Source organism: Mycolicibacterium aurum, from assembly GCF_900637195.1.
Taxonomy (GTDB): Bacteria; Actinomycetota; Actinomycetes; order Mycobacteriales; family Mycobacteriaceae; genus Mycobacterium; species Mycobacterium aurum.
The window spans coordinates 5682402-5702414 of the sequence record NZ_LR134356.1; the positions used below are offsets into that span (position 1 = coordinate 5682402).

Annotated in this window: 26 protein-coding genes; 16 read left to right on the plus strand and 10 right to left on the minus strand. The window is 68.9% G+C overall.

Features of this window, described 5'->3' with window-relative positions; all coding sequences use genetic code 11:
• Position 1: 1 nt before the first annotated feature.
• On the minus strand, positions 2–1261 hold the full coding sequence (gene serS / locus EL337_RS26955) for a serine--tRNA ligase (protein WP_048630702.1): 1260 nt from the start codon (positions 1259–1261) through the stop codon (positions 2–4).
• 155 nt (positions 1262–1416) lie between these two features.
• Here serS and EL337_RS26960 point away from each other — a divergent pair, with 155 nt between their 5' ends.
• The 3 genes from EL337_RS26960 to EL337_RS26970 all read left to right on the plus strand — a co-directional run bounded on the left by EL337_RS26960 (position 1417) and on the right by EL337_RS26970 (position 3408).
• Positions 1417–2790 (plus strand): septum formation family protein, encoded by a 1374-nt coding sequence (locus EL337_RS26960; protein WP_048630703.1) that lies wholly within the window; start codon positions 1417–1419, stop codon positions 2788–2790.
• 4 nt (positions 2791–2794) lie between these two features.
• Positions 2795–3145 (plus strand): metallopeptidase family protein, encoded by a 351-nt coding sequence (locus EL337_RS26965; RefSeq protein ID WP_048630704.1) that lies wholly within the window; start codon positions 2795–2797, stop codon positions 3143–3145.
• Positions 3146–3207: 62 nt separating this feature from the next.
• Positions 3208–3408, plus strand: coding sequence for a hypothetical protein (locus tag EL337_RS26970; protein ID WP_048630705.1), 201 nt, complete (start codon positions 3208–3210; stop codon positions 3406–3408).
• Here EL337_RS26970 and EL337_RS26975 read toward each other — a convergent pair.
• Both EL337_RS26975 and pheA read right to left on the minus strand, forming a co-directional pair.
• Complete coding sequence (locus EL337_RS26975; protein WP_048630706.1) at positions 3388–4098, minus strand: histidine phosphatase family protein; 711 nt, start codon at positions 4096–4098, stop codon at positions 3388–3390. The two genes, EL337_RS26970 and EL337_RS26975, sit on opposite strands and share 21 nt — an antisense overlap.
• Positions 4095–5039, minus strand: coding sequence for a prephenate dehydratase (gene pheA, locus EL337_RS26980; RefSeq protein ID WP_048630707.1), 945 nt, complete (start codon positions 5037–5039; stop codon positions 4095–4097). Before pheA ends, EL337_RS26975 begins: the two co-directional genes overlap by 4 nt.
• Positions 5040–5151: 112 nt before the next feature.
• Between pheA and EL337_RS26985 the strand changes: the two genes are divergently transcribed.
• The 4 genes from EL337_RS26985 to EL337_RS27000 all read left to right on the plus strand — a co-directional run bounded on the left by EL337_RS26985 (position 5152) and on the right by EL337_RS27000 (position 8784).
• Entirely contained in the window at positions 5152–5952 is an 801-nt protein-coding gene (locus EL337_RS26985; protein WP_048630708.1) for a DUF2470 domain-containing protein, read from the plus strand.
• 30 nt (positions 5953–5982) lie between these two features.
• Positions 5983–6750 carry a CPBP family intramembrane glutamic endopeptidase gene (locus EL337_RS26990; protein WP_048630709.1) on the plus strand — a complete coding sequence of 256 codons (768 nt, stop codon included), beginning with the start codon at positions 5983–5985 and terminating at the stop codon, positions 6748–6750.
• 52 nt (positions 6751–6802) lie between these two features.
• On the plus strand, positions 6803–8110 hold the full coding sequence (locus tag EL337_RS26995) for an LCP family protein (RefSeq protein WP_083442952.1): 1308 nt from the start codon (positions 6803–6805) through the stop codon (positions 8108–8110).
• 128 nt (positions 8111–8238) lie between these two features.
• Complete coding sequence (locus tag EL337_RS27000) at positions 8239–8784, plus strand: ferritin (RefSeq protein ID WP_048630710.1); 546 nt, start codon at positions 8239–8241, stop codon at positions 8782–8784.
• A 14-nt stretch (positions 8785–8798) separates the two neighbouring features.
• Here the strand turns inward: EL337_RS27000 and EL337_RS27005 are convergent, their stop codons facing one another.
• From EL337_RS27005 to EL337_RS27015, 3 genes are read right to left on the minus strand one after another with little or no spacing between them, the layout of a single operon-like run.
• Complete coding sequence (locus tag EL337_RS27005) at positions 8799–9620, minus strand: glycerophosphodiester phosphodiesterase (protein WP_048630711.1); 822 nt, start codon at positions 9618–9620, stop codon at positions 8799–8801.
• A gap of 4 nt (positions 9621–9624) precedes the next feature.
• Positions 9625–10707, minus strand: coding sequence for a DUF4328 domain-containing protein (locus tag EL337_RS27010; protein ID WP_048630712.1), 1083 nt, complete (start codon positions 10705–10707; stop codon positions 9625–9627).
• A gap of 13 nt (positions 10708–10720) precedes the next feature.
• A complete protein-coding gene (locus EL337_RS27015; protein WP_048630713.1) occupies positions 10721–11062 on the minus strand; it encodes a rhodanese-like domain-containing protein in 342 nt (113 codons plus the stop codon).
• Positions 11063–11456: 394 nt separating this feature from the next.
• Here EL337_RS27015 and EL337_RS28845 point away from each other — a divergent pair, with 394 nt between their 5' ends.
• Positions 11457–11624, plus strand: coding sequence for a hypothetical protein (locus tag EL337_RS28845; protein ID WP_170216938.1), 168 nt, complete (start codon positions 11457–11459; stop codon positions 11622–11624).
• Here the strand turns inward: EL337_RS28845 and EL337_RS27020 are convergent.
• On the minus strand, positions 11608–11955 hold the full coding sequence (locus EL337_RS27020; RefSeq protein WP_306316156.1) for a S24/S26 family peptidase: 348 nt from the start codon (positions 11953–11955) through the stop codon (positions 11608–11610). The two genes, EL337_RS28845 and EL337_RS27020, sit on opposite strands and share 17 nt — an antisense overlap.
• A gap of 23 nt (positions 11956–11978) precedes the next feature.
• Between EL337_RS27020 and sodN the strand changes: the two genes are divergently transcribed.
• From sodN to EL337_RS27035, 3 genes are all read left to right on the plus strand, one after another.
• Entirely contained in the window at positions 11979–12425 is a 447-nt protein-coding gene (sodN, locus tag EL337_RS27025) for a superoxide dismutase, Ni (protein ID WP_048630714.1), read from the plus strand.
• 184 nt (positions 12426–12609) lie between these two features.
• Entirely contained in the window at positions 12610–13143 is a 534-nt protein-coding gene (locus EL337_RS27030; RefSeq protein ID WP_048630942.1) for a hypothetical protein, read from the plus strand.
• A gap of 457 nt (positions 13144–13600) precedes the next feature.
• Positions 13601–13999 (plus strand): helix-turn-helix transcriptional regulator, encoded by a 399-nt coding sequence (locus EL337_RS27035; protein WP_048630715.1) that lies wholly within the window; start codon positions 13601–13603, stop codon positions 13997–13999.
• 39 nt (positions 14000–14038) lie between these two features.
• Here the strand turns inward: EL337_RS27035 and EL337_RS27040 are convergent, their stop codons facing one another.
• The 3 genes from EL337_RS27040 to EL337_RS27050 all read right to left on the minus strand — a co-directional run bounded on the left by EL337_RS27040 (position 14039) and on the right by EL337_RS27050 (position 16668).
• Positions 14039–15205, minus strand: coding sequence for a hypothetical protein (locus tag EL337_RS27040; RefSeq protein WP_048630716.1), 1167 nt, complete (start codon positions 15203–15205; stop codon positions 14039–14041).
• Entirely contained in the window at positions 15202–15693 is a 492-nt protein-coding gene (locus EL337_RS27045; protein ID WP_048630717.1) for an ImmA/IrrE family metallo-endopeptidase, read from the minus strand. Before EL337_RS27045 ends, EL337_RS27040 begins: the two co-directional genes overlap by 4 nt.
• 63 nt (positions 15694–15756) lie before the next feature.
• Positions 15757–16668: a hypothetical protein gene (locus tag EL337_RS27050; protein WP_053086808.1), complete on the minus strand. Its 912-nt coding sequence runs from the start codon at positions 16666–16668 to the stop codon at positions 15757–15759.
• Positions 16669–16881: 213 nt separating this feature from the next.
• On the opposite strand from EL337_RS27050, the gene EL337_RS27055 reads away from it, so the two are divergent.
• The 5 genes from EL337_RS27055 (at position 16882) to rraA (ending at position 20012) form a co-directional block, all read left to right on the plus strand.
• Positions 16882–17547, plus strand: a complete 666-nt coding sequence (locus EL337_RS27055; RefSeq protein WP_048630718.1) for a DUF6474 family protein — start codon at positions 16882–16884, stop codon at positions 17545–17547.
• A 31-nt stretch (positions 17548–17578) separates the two neighbouring features.
• The gene (locus tag EL337_RS27060; RefSeq protein ID WP_048630719.1) at positions 17579–18145 is read left to right on the plus strand and encodes a copper resistance CopC family protein; all 567 of its coding nucleotides are present in this window, start codon (positions 17579–17581) and stop codon (positions 18143–18145) included.
• A gap of 84 nt (positions 18146–18229) precedes the next feature.
• A complete protein-coding gene (locus EL337_RS27065; protein ID WP_048630720.1) occupies positions 18230–18709 on the plus strand; it encodes a hypothetical protein in 480 nt (159 codons plus the stop codon).
• 47 nt (positions 18710–18756) lie between these two features.
• Positions 18757–19506 (plus strand): MerR family transcriptional regulator, encoded by a 750-nt coding sequence (locus tag EL337_RS27070; protein ID WP_048630721.1) that lies wholly within the window; start codon positions 18757–18759, stop codon positions 19504–19506.
• Between the two features lie 23 nt (positions 19507–19529).
• Entirely contained in the window at positions 19530–20012 is a 483-nt protein-coding gene (rraA, locus tag EL337_RS27075; RefSeq protein WP_048630722.1) for a ribonuclease E activity regulator RraA, read from the plus strand.
• Position 20013: the final 1 nt, after the last annotated feature.

Below are 20013 nucleotides of genomic sequence, written 5' to 3' on the forward strand. Positions count from 1 at the left end.
GTTACTTCGCCGGCGTCAGCACGTCGGTGCCGACGTAGGGCACCAGCGCGTCGGGGATGCGCACGCTGCCGTCGGGCTGCTGATGGTTCTCCAGGATCGCCACCAGCCAGCGTGTGGTCGCCAGCGTGCCGTTGAGCGTCGCCGCGGTCTGCGGCTTGCCGTTCCCGTCGCGGTAGCGCACCGCGAGCCTGCGGGCCTGGAACGTCGTGCAGTTCGACGTCGAGGTCAGTTCCCGGTAGGTCTGCTGCGTGGGCACCCACGCCTCGCAGTCGAACTTGCGCGCCGCCGATGAGCCGAGATCGCCTGCCGCGATGTCGATCACCCGGTACGGCACCTCGATGTGGGCCAGCATCTGCCGCTGCCAACCGAGCAGCCGATCGTGCTCGGCCTCGGCCTCCTCCGGCCTGCAGTAGACGAAGCCCTCGACCTTGTCGAACTGGTGCACGCGGATGACGCCGCGGGTGTCCTTGCCGTAGCTGCCCGCCTCCCGGCGGAAGCACGTCGACCAGCCCGCGTACCGCAGCGGACCCTGCGACAGGTCCAGGATCTCCCCGGAGTGGTAGCCGGCCAGCGGCACCTCGGAGGTCCCGACCAGGTACATGTCGTCTTCTTCGAGGTGATAGATCTCGTCGGCGTGGGCGCCGAGGAACCCGGTGCCCGCCATGATCTCGGGCCGGACCAGGACCGGCGGGATCATCAACGTGAAACCGTTCTCGGTGGCGGTGCGCACCGCCAGCTGGAACAGCCCCAGTTGCAGCAGCGCGCCGAAACCGGTCAGGAAATAGAACCGCGAGCCCGAAACCTTGGCGCCGCGCTCCATGTCGATGAGCCCCAGCGATTCACCGAGTTCCAGGTGATCCCGCGGATCGTCGATGGCGGGCGGTTCGCCGACGGTGTCGAGCACCACGAAGTCGTCTTCGCCGCCGGCCGGGACGCCGTCGATGATGACGTTCGAGATCGCCATGTGTGCCGCGGTGTAGGCCTTCTCCGCCTCCGACTGCGCCGCTTCGGCGGACTTGACCTTGTCCGCGAGGTCCTTGGCCGCGGCCATCAGCGCCGGACGTTCGTCGGGCGAGGCCTTCCCGATCAGCTTGCTCGCCGACTTCTGCTCGGCGCGCAGGTTGTCGGCGGCCGAGATGGCGGCCCGCCGCGCCGTATCGGCCTCGGCGAGCGCATCGACGAGACCGGGATCTTCGCCGCGGGCCTGTTGCGACGCACGTACGGCGTCCGGGTTCTCTCGCAGGAATCTCGGGTCGATCACCGACGAACGCTCGCGTGAGGAGTTACAGCCACGGCGCAAACCCTAGTAGGTTTCGCATCCCCCCGGCACCAGCGTCGCGTCCCGCCGCCGGCGCGGCTCAGCTGGATAACGTTACAACTGCATCACTTGTCACAGGACCTGACACGCCTGTCACAATGGAGCGGATGTCAGAGATAACCGGATCGAGCCCGGCGCCCTGGTGGAAAAGCCTGCAGGGGGCGTCGACGCGGCGAGCGCTGCTGTTGACGGCGCTCGGCGGGCTGCTGATCGCCGGGGTGATCACCGTGCTCCCCAGCGCCGACCCCACTGGCGGCCTGACCGCCAATTCGATCTCACTCGGACCGCGCGGCAATGACACCTTCGACCACGCCAAGAGCGGCGACTGCCTGACCTGGCCCGACCGCACCCCCGACGCCGCCGAGATCGTCGACTGCGCCGCCGAGCACCGCTTCGAGGTGGCCGAGTCCGTCGACATGCGGACCTTCCCGGGCAGTGAGTACGGACCCGACGCCGCACCTCCGTCGGTGGCGCGCATCCAGCAGATCAGCCAGGAGCAGTGCTCGGCTGCGGTCAAGCGCTATCTGGGAGCCCGCTTCGACCCCAACAGCCGATTCACCATCAGCATGCTCTGGTCGGGCGACAAGGCGTGGCGGCAGTCCGGCGAACGCCGGATGCTGTGCGGTCTCCAGCTGCCGGGGCCGAACAATCAGCAGCTGACATTCCAGGGCAGGGTCGCCGAGATCGACCAGTCCAAGGTGTGGCCGGTGGGTACCTGCCTCGGTATCGACCCGGCCACCAATCAGCCCACCGACATCCCGGTGGACTGCGCGGCCCCCCACGCCATGGAGGTGACCGGTGCGGTCAACCTCGCCACGAAGTTCCCCGATGTGCTGCCGCCCGAAGCCGCGCAGGACACCTTCATCAAAGACGAATGCACCAAGATGACCGACGCCTACCTGGCGCCGATCAAGCTGCGCGACACCACGTTGACGCTGATCTACAGCACCGTGTCGCTGCCGAGCTGGGCGGCGGGCAGCCACCAGGTGTCCTGCAGCATCGGCGCCACACTCGGCAACGGCGGATGGTCGACGTTGCTCAACACCGCCAAGGGCCCGCTGATGATCAACGGGCAGCCGCCGGTACCGCCGCCGGACATCCCGGAGGAGCGCCTCAGCCTGCCGCCGATCCCGATGCCCGACGCACCGTCGTCGTCGTCATCGTCGTCGTCGTCCTCGAGCAGCGGGTCTTCGGAGACCACCTACGAGGACAGCACCAGCGACAGTCAGCAGACCGTGCACGGTCCGCAGGCGACGACGGCGCCCACGCCCACCGAGCAGGCGCCGTCGGAGGTCCCGCCGCCGGGAGGTGGCAACACGTTCCTCAACGGTCCGCCACCACCACCGCCTGCTCCGCCGGCCGAGCAGCTCCCGCCGCCCGGCGCGCTGCCCCCGCCTCCGCCTCCACCGGCCCCGGTGCCCGGCCCGGTCGAGCCACCACCCCCGCTCCTCCCGCCGCCACCCGTGGCGTAGCCCGGTGGCCGTGGCGATGAGCCCGCAGCGGTTCGACGAGCTGGTCGGCGATGCCCTCGATCTCATCCCGCCCCGGTTGGCCGCGGCGCTCGACAACGTGGTGATCCTGGTCGCCGACCGAAACGAGGACGAGCCCGACATCCTCGGGCTGTATGAAGGCACGGCGCTGACCGAGCGGGATTCGTGGTACGCGGGTTCGTTGCCCGACACCATCACGATCTACCGCGGGGCGCTGCTGGACTTCTGTGACAGCGAGAAGGACGTCGTGGACGAAGTGGCCATCACGGTGATCCACGAGATCGCCCACCACTTCGGCATCGACGATGACCGGCTGCACGAACTCGGCTGGGGCTGAACCGGTCCACCGATGCCGCGCGGCATCCCGAAGTCGTCGGCGGCAAGTGCTACAAACGGCTCATGACCTTTCAGTGCCGCGCCTGCCGTCTGGGCCTGGAGCACTGCCACGGAGCGCTCATCCACCACGCTTTCCTGCGCACCGAATGCACCGAGGACGACTGCGTGGCTGCCGACAGCGTCCACGAGCTCCGCATCGACTGCGGTGCGGTCGGGTGTGTCTGCGACCGGATCGACGCCGTCTCAGCCCATCGGGTCGGTTGAGCGCGCGGCGTCTGCGCCGCCCGTGGTGGTCACCGGGGTCTCCGGACCGAACGGCGGGGTCAGCTTGCCCCACTGCAGGCAGCTCCACCGACCGTCGGTGATCGGTGCCAGGATGACAGATTCGGTGTTGGCCAGATGGTGGTCGATGGCGAAATGCCCGTCCACCCCGGCCAGGACGGCGGCAACCAGCCGAATCGCGGCGCCGTGGCTGACCACGACGATGTCGCCGCGCCAGGCCGCGTCGTCCAGGTAGCGCATCCGGAGCTGGTCGAGCACGGGCACGTAGCGGTCCAGGACCTGTTGCGCGGTCTCGCCGCCGGGCAGCGCGAGGTCCAGCTCGCCACCGTGCCAGCGACGGTAGATGGCATTGAACTCGTCGTGGGCTTCTTCGTCCGAGCGGTCTTCCAGGTCGCCGACCTGCACCTCGTGCAGCCCCTCGAACTCGTGTGGGCCCACGTCGGCGCCCACCCGGGTGCCGATCTCGGTGTGGATCTCACGGGCCGTCTGCACCGCGCGCGTGGCGATCGAGTGCGCCAGCATCGCCGGCGGACGGTACAGCTCGCGGGCGAACGTCCTGGCCTGGTCGCGCCCGAGATCGGTGAGTTCTGCCCCCGGCGGCCTGGTGTCCAGGCGCCGATCGACGTTTCCGTGCGTCTGCCCGTGCCGCACCAGCACCAGCCGTCCGCTCACGGCCTGCCCTCCCGTAGTCGGTCCAACCAGGTCGCCGCCTCCTCCAGCCGCGGTGGCACGGCTCCCACCACATCGCCCGTCGGCCACGAGCCCAGATACCGCACGTCCGCGCAGCGGCGGTGCAGCGCCCGCAGCGCCTCGGCGACCAGGGCGTCGTCGATGTGCCCGACGAAGTCCAGGAAGAACTTGTAGCTGCCCAGCTCGGTGCGGGTGGGGCGGGACTCGATCCGGGTCAGGTCGATGTCGCGCATCGACAGCTCGGTCATCGCGGCGACCAGCGCGCCGGGCACGTTGTCCAGGCGCAGCACCACCGACGTCCGGTCGGCGCCGGTGACTCTCGGTGGCGGGCCGGGGCACCCCACGAGGACGAACCTGGTTCGGGCGTTCGGTTCGTCGACGACGCCCTCCGCGAGTGCCTGGAGGCCGTAGCGCTGCACGGCCAGCGCGGTGGTGACGGCGGCGTCCGCCTTGCCGTCCGCGACATCGGCGGCCGCGGCGGCGTTCGAGTTGGCCGGGACCAGTTCGGCGGCGGGCAGGTGCGCTGTCAGCCACCGTTTCACCTGCGCTGCCGCCACCGGGAAAGCCGCGACGGTCCGCACCTCCCCGGCCGTGGTCCCCGGGCGCACGGCGATGGAGAAGGACACGTCGAGGGTCAGTTCGGCATAGATCTGGACCGCCGCGCCGTCGGCCAGGCTGTCCAGCGTCGGTATCACCGACCCGTCGATCGAGTTCTCGATCGGGACGCAGGCGAAGTCCGCCTCCCCGGATCGGACGGCGGCCAGCGCGGCGGCCGTGCTGTCGGTGGCGATGTGGGTGATGGTCTCGGTTCCGGGGGCGTCGTGCCGCCCACGACCCGGCGGAATCAGGCCGTTGGCCGCGATCGCGCGCAGGGCTGCCTCGGTGAACGTTCCCTCGGGACCGAGGTAGGCGATGCCGGGCACCGCACCACACTAACGGTTTCGGAGGTAATGCCGTTCCGCTGCGGGAAGGCCTTGCGCCGCGCGACTTCGACTAGTTAAGTTAGGCTCACCTTACCAACGAAAGGCAATCGCGATGGCCTCACTGACACCGACTGCGACCCCCACCACGGCCGAGCGGATCCGTAGCGCGTGCGTACGGGCCGGCGGCGCGATGCTCGCCGTCGAGGGCCTCGACCCCGTCACCACCCCGGTGCACCACCTGCTCGACGACGGATCCTTCGCGATCACCGTGCCCGTCGCCGGAGCGCTCGCCGCGACGGTGGTCTCCGCGGGCAACTCGGGCATCCAGGCGGTGCTGGAGATGACCGACTACGCACCGCTGCCACTGCGCGAGCCGGTGCGGTCCCTGGTCTGGATCCAGGGCACGGTGCGCGACGTCCCGATGGCCGAAGTGCCCGGGCTGCTGGATCTGATCGCCAGCGCGGATCCCAATCCTGCTCTCCTACAAGTGAATTCCGGACCGGAAGCAGACGACGCCGACGCCCCCTACGCGCTGATGCGATTGGAGATCGAATCGGTCGTGGTTGCCGACTCGACCGGGGCCGAGTCCGTCGCGCTCACCGCCCTGCTCGGCGCCAGACCGGACCCGTTCTGCGCCATGGAGTCCTGCTGGCTGCAGCACATGGAGTCGGCGCATCGCGAGGTCGTCGACCGCCTGGCCACCCGCCTGCCCGCGTCACTTCGCCAGGGCCGGGTCCGGCCGCTCGGGCTCGATCGGTACGGCGTGCAGCTGCGGGTCGAGGGGGACGACGGTGACCACGACGTACGGCTGCCGTTCGCCAAGCCGGTCGACGACGTGACGGGCCTCAGCCAGGCCATCCGGGTCCTGATGGGATGCCCGTTCCTCAACGGCCTGCGCGCACGCGGCGCCTGAACAGCCGGGCGTCCCACTACCGTGGCTGCGGTGAGCGGGACTGACGACGAGCTGACCGATGCGCAGCGGCGGGCGTTGCGCCTGGAGATCGCCGCCGTACTGGCGGTCACGTTCGCCCTCAGCGCGTACACGGCGCTGCTGAGTCTCATCGAGGGCGTCCTCCTCGGCCTCTCGGGCCGCACCGTCGCCCTCAACCCGAAGCGGTCGCCCTTCGACCTGATCGACCTGGGCCTGAATCTGGCCAGCCTGTTCCAGCTGCTCGCGTGGGGGGCGCTGGCCATCTACCTGTTGTGGCGCAGCGGCGACGGGCCGGCGCGGATCGGCCTCGCCAGAATCCGCTGGCGCCAGGATGTTCTCGGCGGCGTCGGACTCGCCCTGCTCATCGGCGTTCCGGGCCTCGCGCTCTATCAGATCGCCCGGATCCTGGGACTCAACGCCTCCGTCGAGCCCGCCGAACTCAACGACACCTGGTGGCGGATCCCCGTCCTGCTGCTGCTGGCCTTCGGCAATTCCTGGGCCGAGGAAGTCATCGTCGTCGGGTTCCTCCTCACCCGGCTGCGCCAGCTGAAGGTCAATCCGTGGACGGCACTTGTGGTGTCGAGCCTGTTGCGCGGCGCCTATCACCTGTATCAGGGATTCGGAGCGGGCCTCGGCAACGTCGCCATGGGTCTGGTGTTCGGGTACGCCTGGCAGCGGACCGGGCGACTGTGGCCGCTGATCATCGCCCATGCCCTGATCGACGCGGTGGCCTTCGTCGGGTACTCACTGCTGGCCGGTCGCCTCGGGTGGCTGCAGTAGCCCGCGGACCGGTTCACCGCCTCCGACCCTGGCTACGCGTACATTTCTTCTGGTGAACGACCAGCGGCCGCCGTTCCCTGGGCCGGTTCCGCCGCCCCCGCCGGGCGCGAACCCCGGCCGTCGCGAACCGTCGCCGGCGATCCGGCGCGACCCCAACTACCGGCCCGCCTGGCCGCCCAACCCGTCGACGCCGCCGCGCCGACCGGCCCCGCCACCCCCTGCGCAGAGGCAGGCCGCGCCGCCACCTCCGCCGCCGCGGCAGCGACGGCCCGCGCCCCCACCTCGACCGGCTCCGCCCCCGCCTGCGTCACCGCCACCCCCTCCACCGCGCCAGCGACGTCCCGCCCCGGCGGGCCGACCGGTCCCGCCGGTCTCGCCGCCTGCGCGTAGGAAACCCCGGCGCGTGCGGCGCTGGCTGCGGATCGCCCTCGTGTTCCTTCTCCTGCTGGCGGTCGGCGGCGTCGCGGTCGGCGCATGGGCCGATTCGGCGTTGACCCGCGTCGCGGCGCTCACCGACTACCCGCAACGACCCGGCCAGGGCGCCGGAACCACCTGGCTGCTCGTCGGATCGGACGGTCGGGAGGGCCTGACTCCGGAACAGCAGGCCGAGCTCAGCACCGGTGGCGATCTCGGCGCGGGCCGGACCGACACCATCCTGCTGGTGCACCTGCCCGGCCTGGGCTCTTCCACCCCCGCCACCATGGTGTCGATCCCGCGCGACTCCTACGTCCCCATCCCCGAGTACGGCAGCGACAAGATCAACGCCGCGTTCTCTATCGGTGGACCTCCGCTGCTGGCCCAGACGGTCGAGCAGGCCACCGGGTTGCGGGTGGACCACTACGCCGAGATCGGCTTCGGCGGATTCGCCGGTCTCGTGGACGCGGTGGGCGGTGTGACGCTGTGCCCCACGGAGCCCATCGACGATCCGCTTGCGGGCATCGCCCTGCCCGCAGGCTGTCAGCACGTCGACGGCCGGGAGGCATTGGGCTTCGTGCGCAGCCGCGCTACGCCGCGCGCCGACCTGGACCGAATGGCCAACCAGCGCCAATTCATGTCCACGCTCGTGGACCGCGCCGCCAGCCCGGCGGTGCTCCTCAACCCACTGCGGTGGTATCCGATGGCGCGCGCGGCAGGCGAGACGGTGACGGTCGACGAGGGTGATCACCTCTGGGATCTCGCCCGGCTGGGCTGGGCGCTGCGCGGCGACATCACGAACATCACCGTGCCGATCGGCGAGTTCACCGACAACGGTTCCGGGTCGATCGTGGTGTGGGACAGCGAGGCCGCGCAACAACTGTTCGCCGCACTGGCGTCGGACTCACCGGTGCCCCAGGACGTCCTCGACGCCGCCAACCGGTAGCGCTCACAGCAAACACTGTCGGCCAGCTCACAACGGTCCACCTTACTAAGGTTACGCTCACCTCTACCGGGCCCGGGTAAGGCTCACCTTCGCTGACAGTGCCCTCTGACCTGCTATATCCTCGGCCCATGAGCATCCATGACGCACTCGATACCAAGTTCCACAGCCTGCTCAACGATCAGGTCCGCAGCGAACTCGGAGCGTCGCAGCAATACCTCGCCATCGCGGTGTACTTCGACAGCGCCGACCTGCCCCAGCTCGCCTCGTTCTTCTATCGCCAGTCGGTCGAGGAACGCAATCACGCGCTGATGCTCGTGCAGTACCTGATCGACCGCGGTGTGACCACAGAGATCCCGGCCGTCGACCCGGTGCGCAATGCCTTCGAAACCCCCCGCGACGCCATCGGCCTCGCGCTGGACCTCGAGCTCGCTGTCACCGACCAGATCAGCCGCCTTGCGGGCACCGCGCGCGACGAAGGCGACTACCTGGGTGAACAGTTCATGCAGTGGTTCCTCAAGGAGCAGGTCGAAGAGGTCGCGCTGATGACGACGCTGGTCCGCATCGCCGAACGCGCGGGGGCCGACCTGTTCCATCTGGAGGACTACGTCGCCCGGGAGATCTCTACCGGTGGCACCGATCCGTCAGCGCCGAAGGCCGCCGGCGGCGCGATCTGACCGCAGAACCCGGGCTAGTCCCGACCGGCACCCGTCAGGCCGTCCTGCAGCCAACCCTTGGTGCGACCGGGATGATTGGTGGCGATCCAGGCCACGCCGATGTCCCGGCAGTACTGGACGTCCTCGTAGTGGTCGACCGTCCAGCAGTACAGTGCGCGACCCTGCGCGGCCGCCCGATCCACCAGCTCGGGGTGCTCGCGCAGGGTGGCGATCGACGGTCCCACCGCGGTGGCCCCGACCGTCGTGGCGGCGCTGCCACCCAGGTAGCGCGACGTCTCGCCCAGCAGCACGGTCGGAAGCATCGGCGCGGCGCGACGGATCCGCCAGACTGCGGCGGCCGAGAAGGACATCACCACCGCCCTTGCCAGATCGGCCGACGCCGGTGAGGCGATGCCATACCGGTGCAGCAGAGCGAGCACCTTGCTTTCCACCAGCGCGCCGAAACGCACCGGATGTTTGGTCTCGATGAACATCTTCACCGGGCGGTTCCAGTCCAGGACCAGGGCGACGAGATCGTCGAGGGTCAGCAGCCCGGTGTCGCCGTGGCTTCCGTCCACGCGCCAGCTGGGGTGCCAGGAGCCGTAATCCAATTCGCGCAATTGCGCCAGTGTCATCTCACTGACCAGGCCGGTTCCCGTCGAGGTGCGTTCCAGCTTGCGGTCGTGCACGCACACCAGGTGGCCGTCCTTGGTCAGCCGCACGTCGCATTCGACGGCGTCGGCCCCTTCTTCGAGCGCGAGCTGGTAGGCGGCCCGGGTGTGCTCCGGCCGATCGGCTGAGGCACCCCGATGGGCGACCACGAATGGATGGCCGCCGAACGTCTCGCCGGAGCTCATATCGCTATGCTGCCGGGTTCTCCCCGTTCGGCTCAACTGCACGCGCGGAATCTGCTGATTTCGGCGCGCCGGCCCGTGAATCGTGCTGCTCCGCCGGCTCGTGTTCTTCCTGGCTGTGTTCTTCCTGGCTGGCCGCGACGATCACCCATCGCTTCGACGGCCGCTCTACCGGCTGACGCTCGAAGCCGAGGAACACCTGCAGGACCAGGAACAGCGCAGCGGCCGCGAACAGGTAGGCCACGATCGTCGTGACCGTGTTGTCGGCGATGCCCTGCGGATCGGTGGTGAAGCTCGTCGCGATCGAGAAGACGGACACCGCGGTGCTCGCCAGCCATACCAGCCACCACACCACGATGGGCCGGTGCAGCCACCGCGACCTGCCCTCCGTGTCGGCGAGCTCGATGACGAACACCGGCGCCCACAGCAGATTGACGAACGGCACGAGACAGCCGAGCCGGAGCGCCCACGGTGACCGCGGCTCCGGCAGCCCCTGGTGCGCGAAGGCCGCGGCACGGCGCGCGATCAACCAATTGGTCAACAACAGCGCGCTCGCCACGATCATGAACACCGCGACCACGCTGATCGCGACGCCACCCCAGGTGGCCGCCGCAGCGACCCACGGGTTGAGCAACACGGTGCGGTTGACTATCAGCAGTATGTAGCGGACCACGTGAACGAACGCCGCGGCTCCCAGCACCGCCATGGTCGCGGTCAGGGTCAGCCGCACCGCGTCGACCGACGGCCCGCGGCGCTCGACGGGCTTCTCGGCAGGCGGGGCGAAATGTTCCGACAGGCCCCATCGCGGGATGCTCTGGTATCGCGGGGTGGGGCCCAGTTCCCGGCGGACCCGGCGAGGTTGGGGTGGCGCTCCGGGACGCACCGCCACCCAGCGGTATCCCGACGGCAGCACCTGCCCGGGACGCCGTCCGCCCGCCTGTGCCGGCGGCTGCGCCTGTGCGGGTGCCCATCCCTGACCGGCTGTGTTGCCCGAGGGAGCGAGCAGTGTCCCGCTGCAGCGCGGGCACCACACCCGTTGACGGTCGCGGACGTTCCACCGCGTCCCGCACTGGGAGCACACTTGGATCATCGGACCAGCCTAATCAGACCGTTCCCGGCGTTCCGGCGTCCGTCACCACGGGGCGCCCCGCTCCGGCCCAGGCCAACATGCCTCCGCTGACGTTGATCGGCTCGTAGCCGTTGCGGGCCAGATACTGCGCCACCCGCTGGGAGCGGCCGCCGGCGTGGCACACCACGAACAACTGCGCGTCGGTGTCGATCTCGGCCATCCGCGCGGGGACGTCGCCCATCGGGATGTGCTGGGCGCCGGGCGCGTGGCCCTGCTGCCACTCGTCGTCCTCGCGCACATCGAGCAAGACCACGGCCTCGCCGAAATTCGCGGGTACGTCGCCGATCACCGCCTGGGGCACCTCGGTGTCATCCATGCCTCAATGCTGACACGGCCCCGCGAGTCCACACCAGCAGCAATACCGACGACCTGTGACCGCTATCCACAGTTTCCACAGGTTCATCCACAGGCGCGGCGGGGCGCCGGATCGGTTATCCGCAAGTCAGTCGGCGTTGCCGACCCGCGGCTGTGGATACCCGCACCCGGAACCCCGTCGGCGATCAACAGGCCACCGCCGATCAGAGCGAAATGCCTCGCCGGACTAAGTAATCGGATCCCGTGCGTCCGGCCGTCGCGGCCGATTTCTCGGCAGCGAAGACGAAGCGTTATGATCGCCGTCACATGGGTTCGCCTGTGATCGATCTCACTGCGACTCGGGTTGGGGAACTCGACATGGGGAGGAATCAGGACGTGCGGGTGAGGAGCATCTGATGGCATGGTCTTCGACAGGGTCGGGAGTGGGCTCAGGCTCCCCGTTCCCGCCGTCCGAATGGCAGTCGTCGCGCGTCTACACGCGCAGTCAGCTGATGGCGTGCCTTCGCGCCGGGCTCATCGCGCTGGTCCTGCTCGGCGTCCTCGCGCTCATCGTCTTGTACTAGAGCTCCCGCGGGCGGTCCACACCACGCGGTACGTCCCGGCAGCCGATACCGGACCGAAGTCATGCGAGTCGCTCGCACCCGGCGCCCGTGGATTGTCCGACCGAGCCTCGAACACCGTTCCGTACACCTCGCCCACGCGCTTGACCAGCCACAGCGTCGACTTGTGGGGGTGTCGGAACAACCGCAGCTGACCCGTCCGCGGCGTGCCACCCCGCAGCCCCACCAACCCGTCGCCGGGCCGGAGCGTCGGATACATCGAGTCCTCGACGACCACGAATCGACGCAGTAATCCCGAGGGAGACCACCGGGATGGCCCATGGTTACGGGGCATGGGCTAAGGGTAAGTTAAGGCACATGCTGCATCGACTCTTCGACTCCGCCGTATCCCGTGCCTTTTCCGAAGCCACGCCTGCCCACGCCCACTGTGACCTGTACTGCGGCGTCTATGACCCCGCGCAGGCCAAGATCGAGGCGCTGTCCTGCCTCAAGACGCTGCAGAAGTACCACGACTCCGATGACGAGCACTTCAAGATCCGCGCCATCCTCATCAAGGAGCAGCGCGCCGAAGAGGTCAAGCACCACCTGATGGTGCTGTGGGCCGACTTCTTCACCAAGGACCACTTCGAGCAGTTCCCGAACCTGCACCAGCTGTTCTGGGACGGCGTCCACGGCGCGGGTGACGTGAAGAAGTCGCTCGACGTCGCCGTCGCCGAGAAGCTGCTCAAGACCATCGACGAGATCGCCGACATCTTCTGGCAGACCGACAAGGCCAAGCAGATGGGCGTCTACCCGCCTGCCTGACCCGCACCGTTTCCCTACCTGACACAGCCCGGCCCGGTCCCACGACCGAGCCGGGTTTGTTTTTGTCACCTGATTGGAACGTGCCCGCGGTCGTGTCCCCTTGCGCGGCAGCCAGTTCTACCGCATCCTGAGCGGATCGACCCAGGGGCGTGTCGGGCATTGCGGTGAAATGCCAGGAGGCGAGATGGATTTCGGTTCCGGACGGGCGATCGAGATCGCCCCCTTCCATTCGCGTGGGTGTCTGAAGGGGTTCGTGGTCTCCGGCCGATGGCCGGATTCGACCAAAGAGTGGGCGCAGCTGCTCATGGTGGCGGTGCGGGTGGCGTCGATGCCCGGCCTACTGTCCACGACGACCATCTTCGGCGTCCGCGAGGAACTCCCCGAGCAGCCGGAACCCGGCACCGTCGGTCTCGTACTCGCCGAGGGAACCGTGATCGGCGACGAAGCTGTGCCGCCCGGCCACTTCGCCACTCGCCAGCCCCCGGCACTGATGATGCTGCACCCGCCGTCGGAGACGACGCCGTCGCTTCCGGAGTGCACCGGTGCGGCGTCGGGCTGCGTCCTGCTGCCCGGACTGCCCCACCTGGGCCTGGAACACCGGGCGGCGTGGGTGGAGGCCGAGTCCGACGGCACCGTGACTTCGATGGTGAGCCGGGTGGGAGTCGACCCGATAAGCCACCCCGACACCGCGATTCTCGCGATGCTCCTCGCCGCCTGAGGCGCGGCACTTTTCGGCCTGCCACTGGCTACTGACAGTTTCACTGCCTGTCTTCTCGCGTCCGCTTCCCGAACTCTGCCGTGCGACATGGCGTGGAGCAGGTCCCCCGGCGGACCCGGCACTGCACCAAACCTGGTAGCCAGCAAACGGATGGAGACTTGCGGACGCAAACATCGCAGAGTTGCCCGCGGTGACAGGCGGGGCTGCTGGGGCTGGGGCTGCCAAAGAGGCGCGCGTATGCTTACTGCAGGACCGTTATTATTTGCTTGACCGCACCGTACTATCGCCGTGAGTGGTGCAAACAACTACGCCGTTCGTACAAGCAGCGGCGCGCCACACCGCGTAGCGGCTTGACATTTACGCGGTTTGCACTTGGTTGTGGCCACAACTGTCGCTACGATGATCAGCAAATACGCCGCCCTAAGAATCCGCTTGTCTGTATCTGGAGGTCAACACAATGAGCAACACGTTTGCCGCTCGCCTCAATCGGCTGTTCGACACCGTCTACCCGCCCGGACGTGGGCCGCACACCTCCGCAGAGGTGATTGCAGCCCTCAAGTCCGAGGGGGTCACCATGTCCGCGCCGTACCTGTCTCAGTTGCGTTCCGGCAACCGAACCAATCCCTCGGTGGCAACGATGGCGGCGCTTGCCAACTTCTTCCGCATCAAGCCCGCGTACTTCACCGACGACGAGTATTACGAGAAGCTCGACAAGGAGCTCACCCTGCTCGCGGGGATGCGCGACGAAGGCGTTCGCCGAATTGCGGCGCGGACGGTCGGCCTGTCCGCCGAGGCCAAGCAGGACATCGTCTTGAAGGTCGATGAATTGCGTCGCCGGGAGAACCTGGACGATTAGCCCGGGAACGGTGCCGGCCCACCGGCCGGCAACGGGACCTCAGGCAGAGCGCTCGGCGACGGTGTCGATTCCGTCGTTGAGCTGTCGGTATTGGCGGGCGATCTCGAGTATCCATTCCCGGTCCGAGTACGCGGCGGGCTGGCGCAACCATGCCAGGCCGGGGAACTCCTCCCGGCCCTTGACGGCGTTTCCGTCTCGGCCCGCGTAGATCCACGCGGCCACAGCCACCGCCTGTTCGGTCGGCGTCGCATCGGGCGCCTCCAGCTCGGCCCGCTCGACGAGGTCGTCCAGATCGCCCATCTCAGCCCCGGACGTGTCCACCGGCCGTAACGCGCCGTCGGCGGCGGTGGCTTCCAGGAAGAGCGCGTCGGAGATCAAGGACATGCGCTCGGCCACCCGGAACACCAGCGGCCCGCGTGGGCGCACCCCGATACCGACGTCGGGGTGGCGCCGTCCCAGCTCCTCCAACAACGGCTGGATGGTCCGCAGTTCCCGGCGCGCCCCGAACCAGTCCTCCAGACTCGGCAGCAGCGACCCCGCCGCCACCACCAGCATCGCGCAACCCAGCAGCGTCGCTGCCGCCCCGACGCTGACCAGCCCTGTCGACCCTGCTGCACGCAGCAAGAAGAACCCCAGGGCCAGCACGATCAGCACGATGCCGACGGTGAACACGAACAGCGCCCGGCCGCGCCGGGTGCGATTGGAGTGTCGCAGCCCCGCCCATGCGACCAGGCTCAGCGCCAGTAGCACGTACAGCAGCGGAAGCAGCCACGGCAGCGCGACGCTGCCCGAACCGAGGTTGCGCTTGAGGTACTCCTCCGGCGACATCTCCGGCTGCTGGCCCGCCATCAGGAAGATGCCCATGCTGACGCCGGCGATCACGGCGGCGACGGCGTACTGCGCGAATGCGATCTTCTTGGCCGCGGCGGGCGACCGAGCCGACGACACCGTGGTGATCATCACGCAGCTGCCCGCCGCGCAGGCGATCAGCGCCACCTGGCTCAGCCCGATCGAGATGTTGGGCCAGTGGAACAGCGTGTCGATGAGCAGCGTCAGCGGCTGCCAGTTGAGCGCCGCCACGGCACCCAGGCTGCCCAGGGCCAAAATCATGGCGGTACTTACCAAGGACTGCTTGTTGACCAGCGCCCAACCGATCCGCAGGCCGGTGGCCAACCCGAGAAGACCGGCGATGACCCAGACGATCAACCAAACGCCTCTCCGAGCCGGACCTGCACAATCGACGATCGGTCCGAGGGCAGCCGCCCCAAGCGATAGATGAGCAGTGCGGCGAAATCCTCCGCCTCCTGCTCGGCGTCCTCGCCGCTGGGCCCCATGCACCCGGTGCGCTGGTTCAGCATGTAGCCGATCAGATCGGAGCTGGCCAGCTCCGTGCTGTCCCTCGCGGCCTGCACGACGGGGATGCCCTCGTGGCCGAGCACCAGGTGCCCGAGTTCGTGGGCGAGGGTGCGGTCCCAGGCGGGCAGACCCTGCTGGATCAGGAACACGTCACGATCGACGTACTGGCGCCACTGCCCGCACACCCCCGGCGGCAGTTCCGCCGTCGCGAGTTCGATGGGTCTGCCCCGGCTCTCGCTGACGGCTTCGACCAGGCGGGGCAGCGACACTTCACCCCGTCGCGGAGCAAGGTCGAGCACCTCACCGACTGCCCGGGTCACACTGCGGCTCGCAGGCATGATCTCCCCTTCTCGATGCAGTCCACTATGCGCTGCCCACCCCACCGGAGTGGGCAGTTCCTTCTAGTTCATAAATCGTGCGGTTCCGCTCGGGGGTACCCGCTGAATCGCTTTGGCCTGGCGGTATCCCACCAGTCCGCCGGCCCCGGTCAGAATCAGAATCCCGGCGACGCCGGGCAGTGCCAGCGCCGCTAGTTGCGTTATGCCTGCACCCCGAAGATGTTCGGCATAGCCCATGCGGTACGCCGAACCGGGCATCGCGACGCTGCTGCCCGTTGCTTCCGGCAGCGGTTGGCGCGGCGTCGGTGGCCCGGGGGTCTGCCGGGGCGCCGCAGCTGATCCGGCGCCCACCCCACCCGGCGCCGGCCCGGCTGCGGCACCGGGCCCCGCAGGCGGAGCGACGGCGGCCGGTTGGGGGATGATGATCGGCACGGTTATCGGCGCCTCGGTGGCGTCGTCCGGGCCGGCCCCGATCCCCGGCACCGTGTCCAGCACCTCGGGACCCTGACCCATCGGGGGCATCGGAAAAACCGGGGGAAGGGTTTCCGGCCGGTTCTCGCCGTATTCCCCGTCGTATGTCGGTGGACCGGTCGGAGCGTCGGGCGACGGCCATCCCGGCCCGCAGTCCTTTCCGCCCCCTTCGCAGCACGGAGGTCGCGGGTTCTCCTGCCCCGGCTCTTCTGGTTCCTCGCCCGCCGGACGACCGCTGCGGGTCTTGACCTCTACGCGCGGCTTCCGCGCGTCGCCACCGGTCGAGACGTCCGACGGTGGGTCGGCCTGCTTCCCCGCGGCGGAATCGGCGTCACCGCTCGGGCGGTCGCGCCGTGGCTCCTTCTGCGTCCGGCTGTCCGGGGTGTCGTCGCTGCCCCCGGCGGTGCCGGTGTCGGCGAGCGCGGTCGCGGCGCCCACGCCGCCGACCAGCAGGCCGGAGGCCACCAGGCAGGCCGCCGCGGCGATGCGCGCACGCGAACCCACGTCGTCACCACCCTCCGACGAACCCGGCGCCGTCTGACCCCGATGTCCGACGATTCTCGCACAATCCGCATTCTGCGTTTGCTGACAAGGGCAAACCGGCCGGACCGCGGGGGCGCGTGCCCACCCCGACGACCGGCGAACGATAGTGTGGGTCACCGTCACCGCCGCACCGTCGGCGGAATGTGCCGATGAGACGATTGGGAGGCCGCAGGGATGGCTCTGTTCAGGCGACGCAAATCCCGCGCGACCCGCAGGGCAGAGGCCCGCGCCATCAAGGCCAAGGCCAAGCTGGAAGCGAAGCTGTCGGCCAAGAACGAGGTCCGCCGGTTCAAGGTCGAACAGAAGGCGCAGACGCGCGCACTCCGGGCGCAGCTCAAGGCGCAGCGCGACAGCGACCGCACCGCCCTCAAAGTTGCTGAAACACAGCTCAAGGCTGCTCGCGAGGGCAAGCTGTTCTCCGCCACGCGAGTTCGCAGGGTGCTGACCGTCTCCCGTTTGCTGGCCCCGGTGGCGGTTCCCCTGGTGTACCGCGCGTCGATCGCGGCCCGCGGGCTGATCGACGAGCGCCGCGCCGACAGGCTCGGTGTTCCGTTGAGCCAGCTCGGTCAGTTCTCCGGGCACGGTGCACAACTGTCCGCGCGGATCGCCGGCGCGGAGAACTCGCTGCGACTGCTGGCCGAACAGAAGCCGAAGTCGGCCAAAGACCCCGAGACCAAAGCCTTTGTCGCTGCCATCACCGAGCGGCTCAGCGACCTGGCGGCTGCGGTCACCGCAGCGGAGAACATGCCGACGGCGCGCCGCCGGGCAGCGCACACCGCGATAGCAGAGCAGCTCGACGGTATCGACGCCGACCTGATGGCGCGCCTGGGCGTGGCCTGAGGCCTTCGTCGATCGAGAGAGCAACAGTCGGATGAGTGCACATGCGGGTGTCAAGCACGCCTTTCTGTTCATGATCGTGGCCCTGGGCATCGGCGTCGGCGCGCTCGCCCAGCCGGGCGCGGCGTGGGCGCATGCCGCGCGCATCGCCAGCGATCCCGCCGAGAACGCCCAGCTGTCGCAACAGCCGGCTCGGGTGAACGCCACCTTCAACGAACCGATGCAGTCCCAGTTCGCGGCGATGACGGTGATCGGACCCGACGGTGCGCAGTGGTCAGACGGCGACCCTGCCGTGGACGGCCCGGTGATCAGCGTGGCCGTCCGCCCCGGCGGCCCGGCGGGCACGTACACCGTGAATTATCGCGCCACGTCGGCCGACGGCCACGTCGTGACGGGATCGTGGTCATACCAGCTGCTGCCCGCGAGCACGCCGACGGCTGCGCCCGCGGCACCGGATGCACCGGCTGCACCTGCGACCACCACGGCGGCCTCCCCCGCCGACGACCGTTCCGCCGACGGCACGCCGGTCTGGCCGTTCGTCGCGGGGACGACGGCACTCGTCGCGGCGGGCGCGGTGTGGGCGGTCCGGCGCCGGTCGTGACCGGCTGACACACCCCGTTCGTCGATCGGCAACCTGGCATTATGGTGGCGACTGCCGGGTGCAGACACTCAAAGGAGCAGCGACATGGCAGACCAGCCGGATCGGCCAGACGAAAGTCCCGATACCGCAACACCACCGGTAGCGCCGCAGGTTCCGCCGGCGAAGAAGGCCGCCGCGAAGAAGGCCGCTCCCGCCAAGAAGGCTGCTCCCGCCAAGAAGGCTGCTCCCGCCAAGAAGGCGCCGGCCAAGAGAGCGGTGGCCAAGAAGGTCGCCCCGGCGAAGAAGGCACCGCCCGCGAAGACGGCACCGGCCACCGCGGAGCAGGCTCCGCCCGCGGCCTCGTCGGCGACCGAGACTCCCGCAGCCACCCCTACAGCCGCTGAAGAGACTGCGGCACAAGCGAAATCGACGGTTGCCACCGCCATCCCCGCGGTCGTGGGTCCGGCGCAGGTGCAGCCGATCGACTCGGAGTCGTCACGGCTGCCGGTGATTGCCGCCCTGATCACCGGGGTGCTGGCCGTTGTGGTGGTACTGCTCGCGGCCCGCCGCAACGCCGCCGACTGACCCAAACCCCTTGACCCTCACGTCACGTCAGGGTCGATAGTGGGGGCATGACCACCACCCTTTCCGTCGGCGCCGTCGCCGAGCTCACGGGTGTGTCTGTGCGCACGTTGCATCACTACGACCACATCGGTCTCGTCGTGCCCGGCGTTCGGACCTCGGCCGGCTACCGCGGCTACACCGATGCCGACATCGAGCGGCTGCACCTTGCGCTGGTGTACCGCTCCGCAGGCCTGACACTCGACGAGATCCGCAGCGTCCTCGACAGTCCGGACGTTGATGTCCCGGCAGTTCTGGCACACCAGCACGAGTGGCTGCTCGCACGGGCGGAGAAGTTGAACGACACGATCAAGGCAGTGGAGAGACTGATGGACGCACACCGCAGAGGCATCCAGCTGACAGCAGCCGAGCAGGCAGAGATCTTCGGCACCAACGTCTTTGATGACGAATACGCCGCCGAAGCCGAGGAACGCTGGGGCGACACCGCCGCCTGGGAACAGTCGCGCCAACGGGTGTCGGGCTACACCAAACAGGACTGGATCGCGATCAAGGCCGAAGGTGACGCCCTGCTGGCCGACCTGGCCCAGGCCAAGCGGGACTGTGTCGCGCCCGGCTCGGTGCGCGCCGCCGAGCTGCGCGAGCGTCACCGCCGGTCGATCGAGCGGTTCTACGACTGCGACCACGAGATGCAACTGTGTCTGGCCCAGATGTACGTGGCCGATGATCGATTCACCAGGTACTACGACGACGTCGAGCCCGGGCTGGCGCAGTACCTCCACGACATCGTCGCAGCCGGGTAGACGCCTGCTGAGATAATGACGCGGTGACTGTGACACCGCGGCCCACCGCTGACCTGGTCGACGAGATCGGCCCCGACGTACGCAGCTGCGACCTGCAGTTCCGCCAGTACGGCGGCCGTGCGGAGTTCGCTGGGCCCGTCACGACGGTGCGGTGCTTCGAAGACAACGCGCTACTCAAGTCGGTGCTCTCCGAACCGGGCGGCGGCGGTGTGCTGGTGATCGACGGCGACGGATCGGTGCACAGCGCCCTGGTCGGCGACGTGATCGCCGAGCTGGCCCGCTCCAACGGCTGGGCCGGTCTCGTCGTCAACGGCGCCGTCCGTGACGCCTCGACGTTGCGCACGCTCGACATCGGGATCAAAGCGCTGGGCACCAATCCACGCAAGAGCACCAAGACCGGCGCGGGTGAGCACAACGCGATCGTGGAGTTCGGCGGCGTGGTGTTCACCCCCGGTGACGTGGCCTACAGCGATGACGACGGAATCGTCGTCATCGCTGCCGACTAGC